Below are 18,914 nucleotides of genomic sequence, written 5' to 3' on the forward strand. Positions count from 1 at the left end.
TTCCAATCATTACATCATCAAAAACATCTCACCGTCTGCACCGTAGAGTGGCCGTCCCATCAGGAAGAGCGCAAGGCGCACGGCGGTATCCATATCGTCGAGGTCAAACTTCAGGACATCTGTATCAATGCTGCGCCCCTTTGCAAAATAAGCGACAATGCGTTCGTCGATTTCCGGCATCCCCAAACCACGGTCGAGGAGTAACGTAGGCAGGACACCGCGTGAACGGCTCTCCGTTATATATAAATCCACACTATTAGGAATTATTTTCGCGATAAGATTCTGAAAATCCTGCCGAGTCCTCGTTTTTTGCTGAATAAAATATCCGTCAGGAGAACTTACGGCAACCGCCTCCGCTCCCGCTGCCGTGAACCGCGCTGTATCCTTACCCGCCGTGTCAAGCTGAAATCCGTGACTGTCGCTCTTGATAACCGCCGTGCGCACACCGCGCTCGTGCAGGAGAGGGATCAGCCGCTCGATAAAGGTAGTCTTGCCCGTACCCGAGGCAGGTGCGGCAATGGAGAGAATGGGACACGCGCGCTGCTCGTTCGCGAGACGACCGCATGCAAGCCGATAGGCGGCGGGTGTATTCACATTGAAGAACAGCCCTGCGTCTACCGTGAGCGGAAGTTCCCGCACGACGAGTTCCCGCAGGATGATGCCGAGCTTGCGGTCACCTCGTGCAATCGCGGCGGCAAACGTCATGCCTGCATCCCGTCGGTAGAGTGCGGTAAGCGGCTGCCAGTAGCCGAGGAGGGTCGGCAGTACGACCTGCGTCTCTCCCTCTGCCTCCGGCAGGAGTGCCCGTACCAGCTCGAAATCGTAGAAGGGCATATCTGCCGAGAGGACGAGCGCCCACTCCGTCTTCGCAGCCCCAAGACCTGCTGCAATCGCCGCCGCAGGTCCCTGCGCGGGGATTTCATCCGTGACGAGCTGCACCCCGTATTCCTTCGCGAGTGCCGTGAGATCACTGCGCTCGCCCTCGGCCGCAAGCACGATGGAGCGGAATCCCGCCGCGCGTCCCTTGCGGAGCGTGCGTGCAAGCAGCGATTCACCATCCAGCGGCAGGAAGCGCTTGTCCCGCCCCATGCGTGTACTCTTGCCGCCTGCCGCTACAATGAGTGTCAGATCGGAGAGATTCATCGCGCACACTCGCCCGTATCGCCGCGCAGGATCTCGATGCCATGCTGCAGCTGCGGCAGGATGAAGCCCAGGCACTCGCGCACCGCTTTTTCACTGCCCGGCAGGTTGACAATCAGCGTGCGCTTTTTGATGCCCGCCGCTGCACGCGTGAGCATGGCGCGCGGCGTCACCTGCATGGAGAGAGCTCGCATTGCCTCGGGGATGCCCGGGGTCTCGCGCTCGATGACCTCACGCGTCGCCTCAGGTGTGACATCCCGCATAGAGAAGCCCGTGCCGCCCGTCGTGAGGACAAGCCCCACGCCGCGCTGTGCCCAGAGCTCCATCTCGCGTTTCAGCTCCTCCTTCTCATCGGGGACGATGTTGAAGCCCGCGACATGATACCCCGCCTCCGTCAGCATCTCCCGAATCGCCGCACCGCTCGCATCCTCGCGTTCGCCACGTGCGCCCTTATCACTCGCCGTAATGACGGCGGCATCGAGCGGAATTTTCTCCGTCGTGATCTCCATTTTATCCCCGACCGTTACCCATCCGCCGTGGAGCACGCGTGCAAAAACGCCCTCGCGCGGCATGATGCAGTCGCCGACCTGATGGTAGATCTGGCAGTGGCTGTGACACTCCTTGCCGATCTGCGTGATCTCGAGAAAAACATCCCCGACGCGCAGGCGCGTGCCGACGGGCAGCTCCTTGAATCGGAATCCCTCGGCAACGACATTCTCTCCAAATGCACCAAAGTCCACATCCGCGCCGCGTGCACGGAAATCGTCGATCTCGCCAAGACCGAGAAGGCTTACCTGACGATGCCAGTCGCCCGCATGGGCATCGCCGTCGATGCCGAACTCCGTCATGAAGAAAACGCGATCCAACGCGTGCTTCTGCGTCCCACGCTTCTCACTGATGCAGAGTGCTCGGATCTCTCCCATATTAACCCCCCACCTGATACATGGCGCGTTGATCACGCGTCTCTGTGTCCATCTCGAAATAGTGTTCCTCTGGCTTTTTCCAGACCGCATGTGCGATTGCATCCGTCAGCTGTGCATCCGTCGCTCCACCGCGCAGGAGTGCACGCGTATCCAGTCCCGCACTGCTGTAGAGACAGAGTTTCAAAAAGCCCTCTGCCGTCAAGCGCACACGGTTGCATGTCGCACAGAATTTGTGCTCCATCGCGTCGATAAAACCGAGTGCACCCGCAAATCCCGCAGGTTTTACATAAGCGGCGGGTCCTGTTGGAACAGCCCCCTCATGCGCCGCCTCCCCAACAGGGAGCAGTGCGCCGAACGCATCCCGCAGACGCGCCCGCACCTCGTCCATGGGCACGCCGCGATAGCCCTCCGTGCGGGCACAGCCGATCGGCATGAGCTCGATGAAGCGCATTTTAATCGGATAGTCGCGTGCAATCGCCGCGAGTGTCGTGATCTCATCGTCGTTTATGCCTGCAATCGGCACGCAGTTCATCTTGACCTCGATGCGTGCCTCCCGCGTCAGACGCTCCAGAGCCTCCATCACCGCACCGAACATTGGCCGCCGCGTGATGGAGAAGAACTTGCCGCCGTCGAGCGTGTCGAGGCTGAGGTTCACTGCGTCAAGCCCCGCATCGAGCAATTCATCCATCATCTCGCCGAGCAGCACACCATTCGTCGTAATAGCAACCGTCTCAATGCCCGGTGTCTCCTTCAGCCCACGCACGAGATGTACGATGTCGCGGCGCACAAGCGGCTCACCGCCCGTCAGGCGCACCTTGCGAATGCCCATCTGTGCGAGCGCACGCACATCGCGCAGAATCTCCTCATAGGAAAGGATATCCGCATGGCGCAGCTTTTTCACGCCGTGCGCGGGCATACAGTAGCGGCACCGCAGATTGCAGCAGTCCGTCACCGAAATGCGCAGATATTCAATTTTCCGCTGAAACTGATCCTGCATAATAGCCTTCTTCTATCTATAATCCTCTATCCAACTATGTGACGAGGGTGTTGATTTCCCTAAGCGAACCCTAGTGGAGCAAACGGAGGAAAGCGTGCGACCCGCCCCCTGCGGATTTCTTTCGTTCAAGCGAAGCGCGTTTAAGAAGTCCGCAGGTATTTAGGCGAATAAGTACGCGACCGTTTGCGTAACTAAGCGTTCGCGTGGGAAGTCATCAGAGAATCACAACCTCTACCTCTGTCCCTGCCGCCAGCGGCTTCGTCCCCGCCGGCACATCCACGAACGCATCGCAGCCCGCCGCCGAAAAGAGCGAGCCGGACTCATGCTGATCGGGCAGCGAGACGCGCCCGTCTGCCTCCATCCGCGCACGCAGGAAGCGACGTCCGAGGCATGCCTTGGGGAAGGCATCTGCGAGCACACCGCGCCGCCGCGCGGGCAGCACATCCGTTTGTCCCGCAAGGTACAGCAGCGCGGGCTTTGCCATCAGCTCGAACGTCGCAAACGCCGCGAACGGATTCCCCGAGAGCGCAATGCCGAGCATCTTCCCGCGCGTATAGGCAATCGCGGGCGCCCCCGGCTTCATGCAGACGCGCCAGAAGAGACGCTCTGCGCCAAGCGCAGGCACGACGCCGTGCATGATGTCCTTCTTGCCCACGGACACACCGCCCGAGGTCAGGAACACGTCCACCACATCCGCATAAGAAGCGATGACCTCTGCCGCTTTGTCAATATCATCCGGCACAGAGCCGACAACCGTCACCTCTGCGCCGAGCTCCTTCAGGCGCCCTGCGAGCAGATAGAGATTGCTGTTGTAGATCTTGCCGGGGCGGAGCGGCTCTCCGGGCTGAAGCAGCTCATCGCCCGTGCTCGCCACCGCGACGCGCACCCGCCGATAGACACACACCGTTCCATAGCCCTCACTTGCAAGCACCGCCAGGTGTGCCGCACGAATGCGCTGTCCCCGACGAATGAGCACGGTCCCCTTCTTGATATCCTCACCCGCATAGCAGTAGTTCTCGTACGACTCGGAGGTGAACGGAACGCAGATCGTGTCCCCATCCTCGCGCACATCCTCCTGCCGTACCACGCAGTCGCAGCCCTTCGGAATCGCACCCCCTGTCATGATGCGGACGCATTCACCCGCGTCGACCGTGCCGGCGAAGAAATCTCCCGCGCACTCCTCCGCGATCACGCGCAGAGCGACCGGACGCTCTGCCGTCGCCGTGCGCGTACTCGATGCTGCAAAGGTATAGCCGTCGAGCGGCGAACGGTCGAACGGCGGGTTGTCAAACCCCGCACGCACATCCTCCGCCGCGACACGTCCCACAGCATCCAGCAGGGGAACGCGTTCCGTTTCCGCAACCGGTGTCGCATGTGCAAGCAGCACCTCTACTGCCTGTTCGAGTTCGATGTCCTGCATCGTAGCCGTCCCCTCCTTGATGTTCATACACATATCTTTATACAAAATATTCGTCTCTATGTCTGTGCGAAATATTACATTTCACTTTCCGAACGGACACACGGGATAGTGGCACACCTTGCACTCCATGCAGAGTCCACCGATGCCGAGGCGCGTGATTTCGCGCCTCGTCCACTCACTGCCCGCAATCACGCGCGGCATAATGATATCAAAGATCGTTGCGGGCGAGTACATGACGCAGCCCGGCAGCCCCATGATCGGTACACTGCGCCCGTCCTTCTCGTAGTAAGCAAGCAGGAACATCGCACCCGGCAGCACGGGTGCGCCGTACGTCACCACGCGTGCCCCCGTCGCACGAATCGCGGCGGGCGTGCGATCGTCGGGATCGACGCTCATGCCACCTGTACAGAGTACCATGTCCATGCCGAGAGTAAGCAGTTCCTCAATCGCCGCACGCGTATGCTCCGTCCCATCATCTGAGAGACGGTGCTCGTCTACCTGCAGTCCAAACGCGCGCAGTTTGCTGTCAATGACGGGCGTAAAGGTGTCCTTGATGCGTCCGTGAAAGACCTCAGAGCCCGTCGTCACAACGCCGACCTTCATTTTTCTGTATGGCAAAATGCGCAGCAGGGGCTCCGTGCCCGCCGTTTTGCGCACCGTTTCCATAATATCCTTTGCAATGACGAGCGGAATGACGCGCATCCCTGCGAGCTTCGTGCCCGCCTTGACGGGGAAGTGCTGTGCGATCGTCGCAATCATCACGTCCGTGATGTCGTTCACAGCGTCGAGCGCATCCTCATTTACCTCGAACACGCCCGCGACCGTCGATGTCAGCTCAATCTTACCTTCCTTCGGCTCGCTCGCCGTCATGTATTCACTTTGGCAAAGATCTCGCAGAATCGCCGCCGCATCGTTCTCGTGCAGCATATTTTCGTCATCTTCCCAGACGTAAATATGCTCCTTACCGAGCCGCAGCAGCACCTCGACATCCTCGGTGCGAATCACATCGCCCTTGCGAAACCGCGCGCCCTTGCGCTCTCCGCGCACAATCTCCGTGATGTCGTGGCAGAGGATCATCCCCACGGCATCCTGAACACGAACCTCCCTCATCGCTTTTCTCCCCGCTCCATCGGTATGTATTTACGAAAACATACTGTATACAATACACATTTGTGATCAAACTCGAACGGTCTTCGCGACAAACTAATCTCTACTTAAAAACCATTCTCATTTATATATTCTTCTTATTGATTATAACACATAAAATAAATTTTCTCTATGATTTTTCGTAAATGAGAAAGGTTTTTTGCGCCCTTTGTCCCTCTTTTCTGTAACAGAAGATTGCGCGCAAACGATTGATTTTCAATGCGAGTTACGCTATGATTAAAACATTCGGTCAGAAAGGAGGAATACACATGCCGAACGCAGGACTGACGCACTTCGATGAGGGCGGCGCCGCGATCATGGTGGATGTCAGCGGCAAGGAGAAGTCGCACCGCGAGGCGATTGCAAGCGGACGCATCTATGTGAGCGATGCGGTCTATGCCGCCATCGAGGGAGGCACTGCGGCGAAGGGTGATGTACTCGGCGTTGCACGCATCGCAGGGATCATGGCGGCAAAGCGCACGTCGGACACCATCCCGCTCTGCCACCCGCTGCCGCTCGCCAAATGCACGCTCGACTTCGCGCTTGAGGAGATTCCGCGCCGCGCCGTACGTGCGACTGCGACTGTAAAGGTCACAGGCGAGACGGGGGTCGAGATGGAGGCACTGCACGCTGTGAGCGTTGCACTCCTCACAATCTACGATATGTGCAAGGCAATTGACAAGCGCATGGAGATCGGAGACATTCATCTCGAGCGCAAGTCCGGCGGCAAGAGCGGCACATTTGTCCGCTGATTCGGGGAAAGGTCAGCTTTTCCAACACACACTCCGAGCAAGGATTATCTAAGGCAAATTTGCTACGATGCCTTGCCTGACGGATTCCGTCACGGGGTACGACTTGGAAACGGTCGTGCCTACTCTATTTCGTAAAGGAGAATACAATCATGAAACTCAGGAACTTACTTACGGCGGGTCTCACCGCCATGGCACTCTTTACCGCCGGCTGCGTTGGCGGCGGCGACAGTGCGAACAAGATGGACACGCCGAAGGAGGGTCCCGTCGAGTTGCAGGTCTCTGCGGCAGCGAGCCTCACGGACGCGATGAAGGAACTCAGCGGCATGTATGAGAAGGAGCACGGAAATACGAAGCTCGTCTTCAACTTCGGCAGCAGCGGTGCGCTTCAGCAGGCGATTGAGAACGGCGGAGCTGCCGATGTCTTCGTCTCTGCCGCACAGAAGCAGATGAATGCGCTCGATGAGAAGAAGCTGCTTGCAGACGGCACGCGCGTCGATCTCCTCATCAACGACGTGGTTCTCATCACGGCGAAGGACAGCAAGCTGAACCTGCCCGACTTCAAGGCAGTGCTTGACCCGCAGGTCGCACACATCGCACTCGGTGAGCCGAAGGGCGTGCCCGTCGGACAGTACAGTGAGGAAGTCTTTACGAAGCTCGGCATCCTCGACGATGTGAAGGCACGCGCCGTCTACGGCTCGGATGTCCGTCAGGTGCTCGCGTGGGTCGAGACGGGCGATGCGGACTGTGGCGTCGTCTACGCGACGGACGCAGCTGTCTCGGACAAGGTGAAGGTCACCGCCGTTGCCCCTGCCGATACGCACAAGCCCATCGTCTACCCCGCTGCCGTCCTCAAGGATGCGAAGAACATGAAGGAGGCAAAGGACTTCCTCGCGTTCCTTCAGACCGATGCCGCAAAGAAAGTCTTTGAGAAATACGGCTTCAAAGTGAAGTAATGGCAGACGAAACACTATCCCCACTCATCATCTCACTGGAGGTTGCGGGTCTTGCGACGGTCATCACCTTCTTCGTCGGCATCGCTCTTGCCTATGGTGTCCTGCAGATCCGTAGCCGCCTCGCGGGCACGATCGCCGACGCCGTGATTACCCTGCCGCTCGTCCTGCCGCCGACCGTCGTCGGATTCTTCCTCCTCTACTTTCTCGGGAAGCGCAGTGCCATCGGGAGCGCCCTGCTCTCCATCGACCTGCCGCTCGTCTTTACCTGGCGTGCGGCGGTCATCGCAGCGGTCATCGTGAGCCTCCCGCTCATGTACCGCACGGCACGCGGCACATTCGAGGCGATCGACCGCAATATGGTCCATGCGGCACAGACCCTCAGCGTCAGCAACTGGCGCATCTTCTGGCGTATCATTCTGCCGAATGCACGGCACGGCATCCTCGCGGGGCTCGTCCTCTCATTTGCCCGTGCGCTCGGCGAGTTCGGCGCGACCATCATGTTCGCGGGCAATATTCCGGGGCGTACGCAGACCATGTCCACCGCTATCTATGCGGCTGTGCAGGCGAACGACTACGACCTCGCCTTTCGCTGGGCGATCATCATCTCCCTCTTCTCGCTCTTCTTTATCGGAGCGATGAACCTGTACCTCAAACGGGAGGTGCGTGAATGAAGCTCGTCGTCAACATCGAAAAGCGCCTGCGCGACTTCACGCTTGCGGCAAACTTTACGCTGACAGACACAACGCTCGCACTTCTCGGCGCATCGGGCAGCGGCAAGAGCATGACGCTTAAGTGCATCGCGGGGCTCGAGCGTCCCGATCGCGGACAGATTGTCCTGAACGAGCGCATCCTCTTTGACAGTGAAAAGGGCATCAATCTCCCGCCGCAGGCGCGGAACGTCGGCTACCTCTTTCAGAACTACGCCCTCTTTCCGAACATGACCGTACGCGAGAACATCATCTTCGCGTTGGACGGCACGCGTGAGGAAAAGGAGCGTATCTTCAAAGAGAACGTCGCACGGTTCTCGCTGGAAGGGCTCGAAAACGCCTATCCGGCAGAGCTCTCGGGCGGACAGCAGCAGCGCGTCGCCTTTGCACGTATCCTCGCACGCGGCGCGGACGTGCTGCTCCTCGACGAGCCGCTCTCCGCGCTCGATACGCACCTAAAGTGGCAGATCGAGATCGCCCTGCGCGAGATCCTCGCCATGCAGGACATCTCAGCAATCCTCGTCACGCATGACCGCGATGAGGCGTTCCGCATCGCGCAGGAAATTGCAACCGTCGATCGCGGACACCTTACGACGCCGATGGACAAGCACGAACTCTTTCGGAATCCGGGCACATGTGCCGCGACCACGCTCACGGGCTGCAAGAACATCTCTGCCGCCCGCCGCGTGGACGAAACGCACGTCACGGCGACCGACTGGGGCATCACGCTCCGCGTCGCCGACGCGACGACGAACGTGCGCCACATCGCCGTCCGCGCACACTATCTCGTACTGGCATCGGAAAGCGATGCGGATGCACTCCCTGCACGCATCGCCGAGGTCATCGAGAGCACCTTTACCTACATCGTCATGCTGCGCTTCGCCGATGGAGCGATGCCCATCCGCTGGGAAATCGACAAAGCAACGTGGCACGCACACGAAGCCGGCATCGGCGATACATTGCATTTCAACTTCCCCGTTGAGGAGCTTATGCTTCTAAGAGACTAGGAACACTCTAAAACGTAAAAATCCCGAACGATGACAAACTTGCCACCGTTCGGGATTTTCTATGCGATTTTGTCCAACTTCCCCGCCGTCATGGTATAGGCAGCGTCGGCATACGCCGCCGCCTCACGCTCGTGCGTGACGAGGAGGACGGCCGTGCCCGCGTCGGCAGTCTCACGCAGGAGAGAGAGGACACTCCTCGTATTCTCCTCATCGAGGTCGCCCGTCGGCTCGTCCGCGAGGAGGATGCCCGGTTGCATCACGAGTGCCCGCGCAATCGTTACGCGCCTGAGTTCCCCTCCCGAGAGTTCCGACGGCGCGACCGACGCGAGCTTACGGATGCCGAGACGTTCCATCAGCACATCGGCACGCACGGCAGCAGTCTCCTGCTGCCCCGTCAGCAATGCGGGCAGCAGGATGTTCTCGCGCACCGTGAGCGCGGCGAGCGACATCAGACGCTGCGGAGCGATGCCAATGCAGCGGCTGCGCAGACGGGTACGTGCATCCTCCCCCATCGCATAGAGGTCCAGATCATCCACGAGGACGCGCCCCGTCACGGGCTTCATCAGCCCACCGAGGATATGGAGCAGCGTGCTCTTTCCGCTGCCTGAACGCCCCGTCACCACTGTAAGAGTCCCCGCCGCAAGACGGAAATCCGTCTCCTGCACCGCTATGAAATAGCCATCCTTTGCACTATAGCGCAAAAAATCCTGACTAATTTTCTCCGCACGAAGTTCCATCATCCATCCTCCCGCAGCATCTCACTGATCTGCGTATTCGTCACGCGCCCCACCGTCCACGCTGCTGAGAGGGTCCCCGACAGGATCGCCACAGCGAGTGTATTCACGGCGAGCATGGCGATCGTTCCGACATCCGGCAGGAGATAGGGACGCATCAGCCCCTCCTTCATGAGTCCGGCAAACGGCAGCAGGACAAGTGCGCCGATGGCGATGCCTGCCGCTCCGCCTGCCGCCGAAGTAATGACCGCCTCCGTCAGCATCAATCGCAGCAAGAAGGAGCGTGTTGCGCCCGCGATACGCAGGATCAGGAACTCACGCCTCCGCTCCCGCGCCGACAGATGAAAGCCAATGCCAAGAATGACAACGGCAATCATCCAAACAAATGCAATCAGGACACCGACCGTTTCGAGAATGCCGCCGAGCCCCGCCTCCACATGATGCACCATCCCATGCGCTGGCTTCGCTGAGAGCGCAGGATACGTCTGGTTGATGGCAGCCGCGAGCCCATCGGGCGTGAACCCCTCCGCTGTCCGAATCATCACGGCAGAGATGGCATTTCCCGTGGGAATCCCTTGGAAATAATCGAAGTCAAGCGATGCTGCATTTGCCATCATCGCACGCATCGTCTCCATATTCGTATAGACTGCCGTATCCATCCCCGTTCCTGTCGGACTTAGTCGCCCTACCACGCGGCATGGTGTGTTGTAAAATGTCAGCATCGCATCCGCAGGAACCGATATACCGCTGCCGACGAGGATGTCCCCGAAGCCCATCTCCGCAGCACGGCTCTCCTGCATCCATGGGCGAATCGTGAAATCGGTCGCGGGGTCAAAGCCGATCAGCTGCACCGCCACCGAGCAGCACCCCGCATGCGCCGAGGCGAGAAAAAACTGTGGTGTTGCCTGGGCAACGCCCGCCATTCCGCGCAGTTCATCCAGATAACGCGCCTCCATATAGAAATGCGCAGGCACGCCCTGTACAAGCACTCCCTCGAGCGCCTGTGCCTCTCCTGCCTCCTTCGGCAGCACCACAACATCTGCCCCAAGCCGCTGCTGAAAGCGCATGAGCCCCCCTTGAAGGCCGAGCAGAACCTCGGAGCCGCCGAAGATCACGAGTGCGAGAATTGACACCAGCACTGCAAGTGCGGCGAAGCGCGTCGTATTCCTGCGGCAGGTGCGCATAGCAAGCAGATATGCGAAGTTCATCCGTTCTCCCCTTTTTGATAGACATAAATATCAGCAGCAGCAAGCAGCACATTCAGCAGGGAGAGTATTGTCACCGCCGGCTCCATCACCGTATGGCAGTGCATCGTCTCCATCATGCAGAGATCGATAAGATGATCCGGCACAGCGAATGCCAATACAGAGACCGGAATCACGGCAAGTGAGAGGCCGATCTTGACCTGTGTGCGCGGAATGACAAGGTGCATGAGGGCAATCACAACAAGTACTGCCGCAATCCCAATGAGTGCCTGCCCCGCCCAGTGGCACGTCATCCACGAGCCGTCGGGACGCGCTTCACAGGGCACAAATACCGTCTGTATGCCGACAAAAAAGATAAGATTCAGCACCAGGAGCAGGATATCCGTAATGCCCCACCTGCGTTTCTTTTCATTCATAACTAACAACTCCTTCGATGAGATCAATCGTCTTCACATCGTAGCAAAATTAAGAATAATTTTCAATGATTTTTTCAACAAATACAAAAGGAGCCGCAAATAATTGCGGCTCCGAATTTACGAATGGCAGGGGTAGCTGGACTCGAACCAACGCATGCGGGATTCAGAATCCCGTGCCTTACCAACTTGGCGATACCCCTGTGTCGCTTGCGGCAACATGGAGAATTATAACGGATACCATACTGCTTGTCAAGGAATTTTTTAACGTAAACGAAATAAATCACGCCCGCTTGCGCATTTCCTCCGGTGTCTCCTCCTCCGCCTCCTGTTCGAGCGCAAGCACCGCCTGCACGAGGATTGCACACTCGAGGCGCTTTTTCTGGATCTCACAGCCGAGCTCGTACGGATGGCGGATATCCCCGTGGAATAGGTCAGCGTTCGCATGGCAGCCGCCGCTGCAGTAAAACCGAGCCCAGCAGTCACGGCACAGCGGCTTGTTCAGCACATGGGAGTTGCGGAAATACGTCGGCATCTCCATGCTCTCCACGCCCGTAAAGACCGACCCGAGGCGATAGCCCTCGCGCCCGACGAACTGATGGCACGGGTAGAGATCACCGTTCTCCGCCACAGCGTAGTATTCATGTCCCGCGCCGCAGCCCGCAAGGCGCTTCGCCACGCACGGACCGTGATTCAGATCCATATTGAAGTGGAAGAAGAAGAACCCCTTCCCCGCGCGTACGCGGCTGAGATACGTCTCGGTCAGATGATCGTATTCGGCAAAGATACGCGGCAGATCTGCCTCCGTAAAGCCGAGAGGGCTGTCCTTCAGCACAACCGGCTCCATCGAGAGGATGTCGAAGCCCGCCTCGTTCATCGCGAGCACATCCTTCGTAAAGTCCAGATTCTCGCGCGTGTACGTCCCACGCAGATAGTAGTCGTTGCCGTTGCGCGCGTCCACGAGCTTTTTGAAGTTCTTCATCACGACATCATAGGAACCATTGCCGCGCACATCGGGGCGCATCGCATCGTGTACCTCGCGCCGCCCGTCTGAGGAGAGGACAACGGAGATATTATTGTCATTCAGCCACGCGATATTCTTGTCCGAGAGGAGCATGCCGTTCGTCGTGAGCGTCAGCTTGAACTCCTTGCCCGTCTCCTGCTCGCGCTTTCTAACGTACTCCGTGACCTCCTTCACCGTGCGTAGATTCATGAGCGGCTCCCCGCCGAAGAAGTCGATCTCGCAGTGCTTGCGCGGGCCGCATCCGTTGATGATGAAGTCCACCGCCGCACGCCCAACCTCGGGGCTCATGACGGCGCGGTGTCCGCCATAGCTGCCGCCATCGCCGAAGCAGTACTTGCAGCGCAGATTGCAGTCCTGCGCCACCATAAGGCAAAGCGACTTCACGAGCCCACGCGACTTGAACGTCGGCGGCACGTTGATGTCGGGCGCAAAGAGTGCGCCCGCCGCCATCAGCTCGTGCAGTTCCCCACACGCCTCGCGCAGCTCACTCTCGGGATAACGCCCCGCAAGGCGCGCAATGACCGCCTCGTCATTTGTCCCATCGAAATCATCCATCATATCGTAGATCATCTCGTCAATCACATGGACAGCGCCGCTGTTCACATCGACGAGGATGTGCATATCGTTCTGCTTGAACTTATGCGTTCGGACTTTCATTCCTACTCCTTTATTTCATAAAATACACAGATATTCCGCAACGCAAAGCCTCCCCCGTGCGAGACGGGGGAGGGGGACCGCGAAGCGGTGGAAGGGGCGCTTTGAACGCGCATCACGAACAAAAGCATAAAGGGGCTGCTGCACGAGTCAACAAGACTTCATGCAACAGCCCCGCAGCCGATTCCCCCGCCTTACTTCGCGCAGGGCTGGTTGCCCACCGTGCAGGAAGTCTTGCAGGCGGACTGGCAGGATGCCTGACACTCACCGCAGCCGCCCGTGTAGAGCGTGGACTGCATCGTCGGCTTGTTGACCGTCTTGATGTGCTTCATGACTCATTCCTCCTCAATCGGTCTTCTTCACTGATTTTATCGCATAAATTCCATTTATGCAAGTGATTTTTCACACTCGTCCCAGATGCCCTCCGTACGGCGGATATCCGCGCCGAGTGCAACCAGCTTTGCCACGAGATCATCATAGCCGCGGTCGATATGGTGGATGTAGCCCACGCGCGTCTCACCGTCTGCAACGAGTCCCGCAAGCACCATCGCAGCGCCCGCGCGCAGATCCGTCGCACGCACAGCAGCCCCCGTCAGAGGACGTCCGCCCTCGACGGTCGCCGTCCGCCCGTCCACGCGGATCGCAGCACCCATGCGCTGCAGCTCCTCAACGTGCATAAAGCGGTTCTCGAAGACCGTCTCCGTCACGACACTCGTCCCCTCAGCGACAGTGAGCATCGCCATGAACTGCGCCTGCATATCCGTTGGGAATCCGGGATAGGGCAGCGTCTTGAGGTCGATCGCCTTCATTTTCCCGTCCGCGCGTACGCGGATGCCCGCAATATCCTCCTCGATCTGCGCGCCCGCCTCCTTGAGCTTTGCCACAACGGGCTTGAGATGCTCGCTGATCGCATTCTCGATGAAGACATCGCCGCCCGTCATTGCCGCCGCGACCATGTACGTCCCCGCCTCGATGCGGTCGGGGATGATCGTGTAGTCCGCCGCCATCAGCCCAGGCACACCGTCGATCTTGATCTGATTCGTTCCCGCGCCGCGGATGTGTGCCCCCATGACGTTCAGATAGTTCGCGAGGTCGACAATCTCCGGCTCGAGCGCCGGATTCTCGAGGATCGTCTGCCCCTCGGCACACGATGCCGCCATCATCACGTTCTCCGTCGCACCCACGCTCGGGAAATCGAAATAGATGCGCGCTCCCTTGAGCCCGTTCGGTGCAGAGGCGTGAATCGCCCCCTGCGTGATCTCGATCTGCGCGCCCAGCGCCTCAAATCCCTTGAGATGCAGGTCAATGGGACGCGTTCCGATCGCGCAGCCGCCGGGCAGCGAGATCTCCGCCCGCCCCTCACGGGCGAGCAGCGGTCCCATGATGAGAAACGATGCACGCATCTTGCGCACGAGCTCATAGGGTGCGGAGAGCGTTTCAATCCGCGTTGCATCGATCGTCAGCCGATGCTCTGCGGCAGAGTAATCCGCCTTTACCCCAAGCGAGCACAGCACTGAGGAGATCGTATAGACATCCTCAAGCGCCGGCACATCGTCGAGCACGCTCACACCACGGCTGCCGAGGAGCGCCGCCGCAATGATCGGCAGCACCGCATTCTTCGCCCCGCCGATCTTCACGCGGCCGCGCAGGGGATTGCCCCCATGAATGACCAGTTGTTCCATTCGCCGTTCCCCTCCTTGCGGCTTATTCCTCTACCTTGAGCGTCGCGTGTATCACGTTCTCAATCACATACGGCGCAAAGAATTTTTCCTTCTCTTCCCTCTTCTTCGGATCGGCCAGCAGCGTCACGCGCTTCTCAGGCTCTTCCTTCGCCGCGCGCGCCGACGCCTTTGCCGCCGCCTTCATGCGCTTCTTCATCTCCTTCTCGGAGGTCGGTGCGGGAGCCGCGCCGGGCGCAATGATGATCTCGTTGTTCTGTCCCTGTTCCGCCAGTTCACGCAGGCGATCACCCGTCGATTTGAATTTTTCTTCGTCATCGGGAACCTCAAGCCCCGCCTGCGCGAGCAGCATCAGCGGATTCACGGGCACAAAGCCGCCGCCGCGAATATCCAGATTCAGCGTTCCCGCCGGCTGCGTCTTGGGCACCTTGTAGGGAATGGAGAGCGTCTCTTCCTCCCTCCGATAGGGACGGATCTTCGTTTGGAACGTCACCGTATCCCCCGGCTTCACCGTCATCTTGTCCGGCGTCGCCGAGACCAGCAGCGCCGTCTGCCGCTCGCCGTTCAGTTCCACATCCACATTGACATCGATGAGGTCGGACTCCTGCTCCGCATTCGTCACAATCAGATTCATCGCCTGCAGGAGTTCCGTCACGGCAACCTGCCCGACATCGGCCGGACTATAGTACATATTGCGGCGCTCGAACAGACCGCCCTCGTAGGCGTTCGTACGAATTGCAAAGCGGATGCGCGCGGTGCTGCTGCCGAGTGCATCCGACACACGGCTCATCGCTGCGTAGGCAACACTGCCCGAAAGAATCGGCAGGAAATCCTCGTCGTAGGCGATCTGTGCACCGAACGTCTCCTCCGTCCCAAGTGCATTGTCCTTTACGTGAATCTGCATGGGCACCGAGGTCGGGAATGTCCCGAGAACCCCCGCGATCCCCGTCTCACGATCCTGATTCACGCGCCCGATCACACTGCCGATGTTCGCAATCTTTACACCGTTGCTCTGCCCTGCAATCGTGCCGATGACATCCGCATCCGTCATGAAGTAGTTGACATTCCCCTTGTGCATAAAGGAGTGTCCGAACGCCAAGATCTTCTTGCCGTCGACTGCCGTCACCGTGCCCGTCGCACCGATGCTGAAATCGCCGTAGACGAGCGCCACACCGACGGGCTGACCGCCCGTGAGCGTCGCATCATAGCGTGTGTGCAGCTTGGAACTTGCGCCAAAGCCGCCGAGCGGCAGGAAGGAGGCTCCATTCATTGGAAGGTTGTTCTGCAAATAACGCAGCCCCGCAGCGTTAAATCCCTGCGTAAAGAAATATGCCTTCTCCTCCGCCGCATTTCCAGACTTGGCTTCCGTATCCTCGGAGGCGCTGTCCGTATGTGCGGCAGCAGAAGACTCCTCCGCTGCCGCAGACCTGTCGGAGTTCGTCGCAGTGTCCTCCGTCTTCTCCCCCTTCAGCACCGCGATCATATCGCGCCACTCTGCTTCGCGCTCTTCGCGTGACATCTTCTCAAATGCCTTTTCACGCTCGCGCAGACGGCGTTTTTCCTCCGCCTTCTTGCGCTCCTCGATCTCCTTCACAAGATCGACGGTCGCAATATTCGTCTGATTCTTCACATCCGGCATCGACCAGAGCGGTGTCATATCCTCGATCGGCGTGATGAAAAACGTATAGGGGCTCAGATCCTTCAGTCCCGCTGCGAGCGCACCAACCATGCGATCGCCCACATAGATCGGACTTCCGCTCATCCCTTGGAGCACACCGCCGACATGCTCGATAAATTCACCGCTCGTCCGCGCCATAATCATACGCTGAGAGCCTTTTCCACCCTCCATCACGCCGAGGATCTCAATGGGGAACGTACGGATCTCACCGGACGTATCAAGCACCGTATATGCCGTTCCCTGCATGCCCGCCGTCACCTCACTGTATGGGAGAATTGGAGGCATTGCATGAGTTTCCGGTGTATAAAAATTTATTGTCAACGCAAAAAGAGACGCCGCTACAAGGCGTTTCAAAGAATGTCGCAAAATGTCACCTCAAAAAAATGTGCTACAATAGAGTCTATCTGCTCTATTGTAGCACAGTCAAGAAATTTTCGCTAGTTTTTTCCGTTAGCCCAGTGAATGCTCCAGCTCCTCAAGTGTCTGCTGCTTGCTCTCTCTCCCGAGAATGATAACTGCCCCTGAAATCAATGCAAAAACCGCTGCGAACATCATGAAGATACCGCTCATCGGAAAGGCATTCGCAAGCATCACACCGACGAGCATGGGGGCAATCATGCCGCCAATGCGGCCAAACCCCGCCGCCCAGCCGCTGCCGAGCGCTCGCATCGACGTCGGATACTGCTCCGGCGTATAGGTGTAGATAACGCCCCATGCACCGAGGTTGAAGAAACTCATCGCCGCACCCCAGACGAGGAGCGCCGTGACATCGCCCGCATTTCCGAAGAAATAGCTGCACACACCGCTCAGCAGGAGGAATAAGCCAAGTGTATAGCGGCGCCCGATCACATCCACCAGATACGCCGCCGCATAGTAGCCCGGCAGCTGTGCGAGCGTCATGATGAGCACATACTCGAACGTCTTGACAATCTCGAAGCCTTGCGCATACACAATCGATGGCAGCCACATAAAGATACCATAGTAGCTGAACACAATGCCGAACCACGCGAGCCAGAGCATCGTCGTACGGCGGCGCATCCCCTTCGCCCAGAGCGTCATAAAGCCCGGCGTTTCCACGCGCTCCGCCTCGACTCTGCCCGGTGCGAGCTGATCGAGGAACGGACGCTCCGGCAGCTTCAGCTGTCGCTCAATGTCGCGGATAATCGCCTTTGCCTCATCCACACGCCCCTTCGAGAGCAGATAGCGAATCGACTCCGGCATGTGCAGGCGCAGAAGGAAAACATAGAGGGCGGGCAGCGTACCAATGAGAAATGCCGCCTGCCAGCCAAGCGCAGGAATCAGGAGATAGGCAATGCACGCCGCTGCGAGCCACCCCAGTCCCCAAAAGCTCTCGAGCAGAACAATGAATCGTCCGCGCAGCTTCGCAGGTGCGTACTCGCTCATCAAGGTCGCCGCAACGGGCAGTTCTCCGCCAAGACCAAAGCCTACAAGGAAGCGGAACACAAGCAGCGACTCATAGCTCCACGCCACCGCGCACAGCCCTGTTGATATGCTATAAAGAAGAACCGTGATCGTAAACACCTGCTTGCGTCCAATGCGATCTGCAATCGTACCTGCAAGCACCGCACCAAGCGCCATGCCAATCAGTCCAATGGATCCGATCCATCCCACCTGCGCAGGTGTGAGACTCCACTCTCGCGCAAGCACAGGCAGGACGAACGCGATCAGTCCCGTATCCATCGCATCGAACAGCCACCCAAGTCCTGTCACAGCAAGCAGCTTGTACTGAAATCTGCCAAGCGGCAAATTCTCCAAGCGATCCAAAATCATAAAACAGCCTCCTTCATGGCGTGCAGTCAAGGAATCTCCCATAAGCTGAATAATCAGTGCTTCCTCATCTGTACCGCCGCCCCATACAAAACTGTTCCTATTATAGTGTGAGCATAGTAAAAGTGCAAGAAGAATCTCACATATTATCTTCCGATGTCTCCTTCTTTCCACTCATAAAAATACCATACCCCGTCATCGCAAATCCAAGTCCGACCAGAAAATACGCAGCTGTACTCGAAAAAACATCTTTTTTGTTATTTGCAGAAATTGCAGCTGCCGCCTCCTGTGGATTAGCTGCTTGCCGTGCAAGTTCCAGGTTTTCCTCCATCGGATCAGGAGAAATCGTGAGCATAAGATAGCCGATTCCAAAGAACAGAATGCCTGTTAGTACAACGATCCATTTCTTTTTCATATACACTCCTCCTATAATGACAAAAGACCCGTGAAATCTCACGAGTCTTTTGTTGTGCGGCAACTACCTACTCTCCCACGTCGTCTCCAACGAAGTACCCTCGGCCTTTGAACGCTTAACTACTGTGTTCGGAATGGGAACAGGTGGAACCGTTCAGGCATCATCACCGCATTGCTGAGTGTTGTACACTCAAAACTTCACAGAAGAAACTTCCTTGCAAATGTATTGGGTAAAACTACCTTAGAATGTAGTCAAGCCCTCGACCGATTAGTGCTGGTC

Annotated in this window: 18 protein-coding genes, 1 tRNA gene, 1 rRNA gene and 1 riboswitch; of the genes, 4 read left to right on the forward strand and 16 right to left on the reverse strand. The window is 58.3% G+C overall.

Annotated features, from left to right (window positions below):
• Window positions 1-9: 9 nt before the first annotated feature.
• The 5 genes from mobB to HMPREF9163_RS02290 form a co-directional block, all read right to left on the reverse strand.
• Window positions 10-1,143, reverse strand: a complete 1,134-nt coding sequence (mobB, locus tag HMPREF9163_RS02270) for a molybdopterin-guanine dinucleotide biosynthesis protein B (RefSeq protein WP_009440022.1) — start codon at window positions 1,141-1,143, stop codon at window positions 10-12.
• Window positions 1,140-2,063: an MOSC domain-containing protein gene (locus tag HMPREF9163_RS02275; RefSeq protein ID WP_009440023.1), complete on the reverse strand. Its 924-nt coding sequence runs from the start codon at window positions 2,061-2,063 to the stop codon at window positions 1,140-1,142. Before HMPREF9163_RS02275 ends, mobB begins: the two co-directional genes overlap by 4 nt.
• Window position 2,064: 1 nt before the next feature.
• Window positions 2,065-3,060 (reverse strand): GTP 3',8-cyclase MoaA, encoded by a 996-nt coding sequence (moaA, locus tag HMPREF9163_RS02280; protein ID WP_009440024.1) that lies wholly within the window; start codon window positions 3,058-3,060, stop codon window positions 2,065-2,067.
• 214 nt (window positions 3,061-3,274) lie between these two features.
• Complete coding sequence (gene glp, locus HMPREF9163_RS02285) at window positions 3,275-4,480, reverse strand: gephyrin-like molybdotransferase Glp (protein ID WP_037345719.1); 1,206 nt, start codon at window positions 4,478-4,480, stop codon at window positions 3,275-3,277.
• A gap of 81 nt (window positions 4,481-4,561) precedes the next feature.
• Complete coding sequence (locus tag HMPREF9163_RS02290; protein WP_009440026.1) at window positions 4,562-5,590, reverse strand: molybdopterin-binding protein; 1,029 nt, start codon at window positions 5,588-5,590, stop codon at window positions 4,562-4,564.
• A 305-nt stretch (window positions 5,591-5,895) separates the two neighbouring features.
• Here HMPREF9163_RS02290 and moaC point away from each other — a divergent pair, with 305 nt between their 5' ends.
• From moaC to HMPREF9163_RS02310, 4 genes are all read left to right on the forward strand, one after another.
• Window positions 5,896-6,378 (forward strand): cyclic pyranopterin monophosphate synthase MoaC, encoded by a 483-nt coding sequence (gene moaC / locus HMPREF9163_RS02295; protein ID WP_037345721.1) that lies wholly within the window; start codon window positions 5,896-5,898, stop codon window positions 6,376-6,378.
• A 19-nt stretch (window positions 6,379-6,397) separates the two neighbouring features.
• Window positions 6,398-6,534: riboswitch (molybdenum cofactor riboswitch) on the forward strand.
• Window positions 6,528-7,331 (forward strand): molybdate ABC transporter substrate-binding protein, encoded by an 804-nt coding sequence (gene modA / locus HMPREF9163_RS02300; protein WP_009440029.1) that lies wholly within the window; start codon window positions 6,528-6,530, stop codon window positions 7,329-7,331. Its footprint overlaps the riboswitch before it by 7 nt.
• Window positions 7,331-8,002 (forward strand): molybdate ABC transporter permease subunit, encoded by a 672-nt coding sequence (modB, locus tag HMPREF9163_RS02305; protein WP_009440030.1) that lies wholly within the window; start codon window positions 7,331-7,333, stop codon window positions 8,000-8,002. Before modA ends, modB begins: the two co-directional genes overlap by 1 nt.
• Window positions 7,999-9,045, forward strand: a complete 1,047-nt coding sequence (locus HMPREF9163_RS02310) for a sulfate/molybdate ABC transporter ATP-binding protein (RefSeq protein ID WP_009440031.1) — start codon at window positions 7,999-8,001, stop codon at window positions 9,043-9,045. The genes modB and HMPREF9163_RS02310 overlap by 4 nt, the downstream gene beginning before the upstream one ends.
• Before the next feature lie 59 nt (window positions 9,046-9,104).
• On the opposite strand, the gene HMPREF9163_RS02315 is transcribed toward HMPREF9163_RS02310, so the two are convergent.
• From HMPREF9163_RS02315 to rrf, 11 genes are all read right to left on the reverse strand, one after another.
• On the reverse strand, window positions 9,105-9,785 hold the full coding sequence (locus HMPREF9163_RS02315; protein WP_009440032.1) for an ABC transporter ATP-binding protein: 681 nt from the start codon (window positions 9,783-9,785) through the stop codon (window positions 9,105-9,107).
• Complete coding sequence (locus HMPREF9163_RS02320; protein ID WP_009440033.1) at window positions 9,782-10,987, reverse strand: ABC transporter permease; 1,206 nt, start codon at window positions 10,985-10,987, stop codon at window positions 9,782-9,784. Before HMPREF9163_RS02320 ends, HMPREF9163_RS02315 begins: the two co-directional genes overlap by 4 nt.
• A complete protein-coding gene (locus HMPREF9163_RS02325; protein ID WP_009440034.1) occupies window positions 10,984-11,400 on the reverse strand; it encodes a DUF4418 family protein in 417 nt (138 codons plus the stop codon). Before HMPREF9163_RS02325 ends, HMPREF9163_RS02320 begins: the two co-directional genes overlap by 4 nt.
• A 124-nt stretch (window positions 11,401-11,524) precedes the next feature.
• Window positions 11,525-11,600: transfer RNA gene (locus HMPREF9163_RS02330), tRNA-Gln, on the reverse strand.
• An 80-nt stretch (window positions 11,601-11,680) separates the two neighbouring features.
• Window positions 11,681-13,078: a thioether cross-link-forming SCIFF peptide maturase gene (gene scfB / locus HMPREF9163_RS02335; RefSeq protein WP_009440036.1), complete on the reverse strand. Its 1,398-nt coding sequence runs from the start codon at window positions 13,076-13,078 to the stop codon at window positions 11,681-11,683.
• 191 nt (window positions 13,079-13,269) lie between these two features.
• Window positions 13,270-13,407 carry a six-cysteine ranthipeptide SCIFF gene (gene scfA / locus HMPREF9163_RS11570; RefSeq protein WP_006691237.1) on the reverse strand — a complete coding sequence of 46 codons (138 nt, stop codon included), beginning with the start codon at window positions 13,405-13,407 and terminating at the stop codon, window positions 13,270-13,272.
• Between the two features lie 54 nt (window positions 13,408-13,461).
• Window positions 13,462-14,757, reverse strand: coding sequence for a UDP-N-acetylglucosamine 1-carboxyvinyltransferase (murA, locus tag HMPREF9163_RS02340; protein ID WP_009440038.1), 1,296 nt, complete (start codon window positions 14,755-14,757; stop codon window positions 13,462-13,464).
• 22 nt (window positions 14,758-14,779) lie between these two features.
• The gene (locus HMPREF9163_RS02345) at window positions 14,780-16,717 is read right to left on the reverse strand and encodes a SpoIVB peptidase S55 domain-containing protein (protein ID WP_009440039.1); all 1,938 of its coding nucleotides are present in this window, start codon (window positions 16,715-16,717) and stop codon (window positions 14,780-14,782) included.
• Window positions 16,718-16,882: 165 nt separating this feature from the next.
• The gene (locus HMPREF9163_RS02350) at window positions 16,883-18,223 is read right to left on the reverse strand and encodes an MFS transporter (RefSeq protein WP_009440040.1); all 1,341 of its coding nucleotides are present in this window, start codon (window positions 18,221-18,223) and stop codon (window positions 16,883-16,885) included.
• A gap of 136 nt (window positions 18,224-18,359) precedes the next feature.
• The gene (locus tag HMPREF9163_RS02355; RefSeq protein ID WP_009440041.1) at window positions 18,360-18,635 is read right to left on the reverse strand and encodes a hypothetical protein; all 276 of its coding nucleotides are present in this window, start codon (window positions 18,633-18,635) and stop codon (window positions 18,360-18,362) included.
• A 54-nt stretch (window positions 18,636-18,689) separates the two neighbouring features.
• A 5S ribosomal RNA gene (gene rrf, locus HMPREF9163_RS02360) occupies window positions 18,690-18,806 on the reverse strand.
• Window positions 18,807-18,914 lie beyond the last annotated feature (108 nt).

This window comes from Selenomonas sp. oral taxon 138 str. F0429 (assembly GCF_000318175.2).
GTDB classification, from domain to species: domain Bacteria; phylum Bacillota; class Negativicutes; order Selenomonadales; family Selenomonadaceae; genus Centipeda; species Centipeda timonae.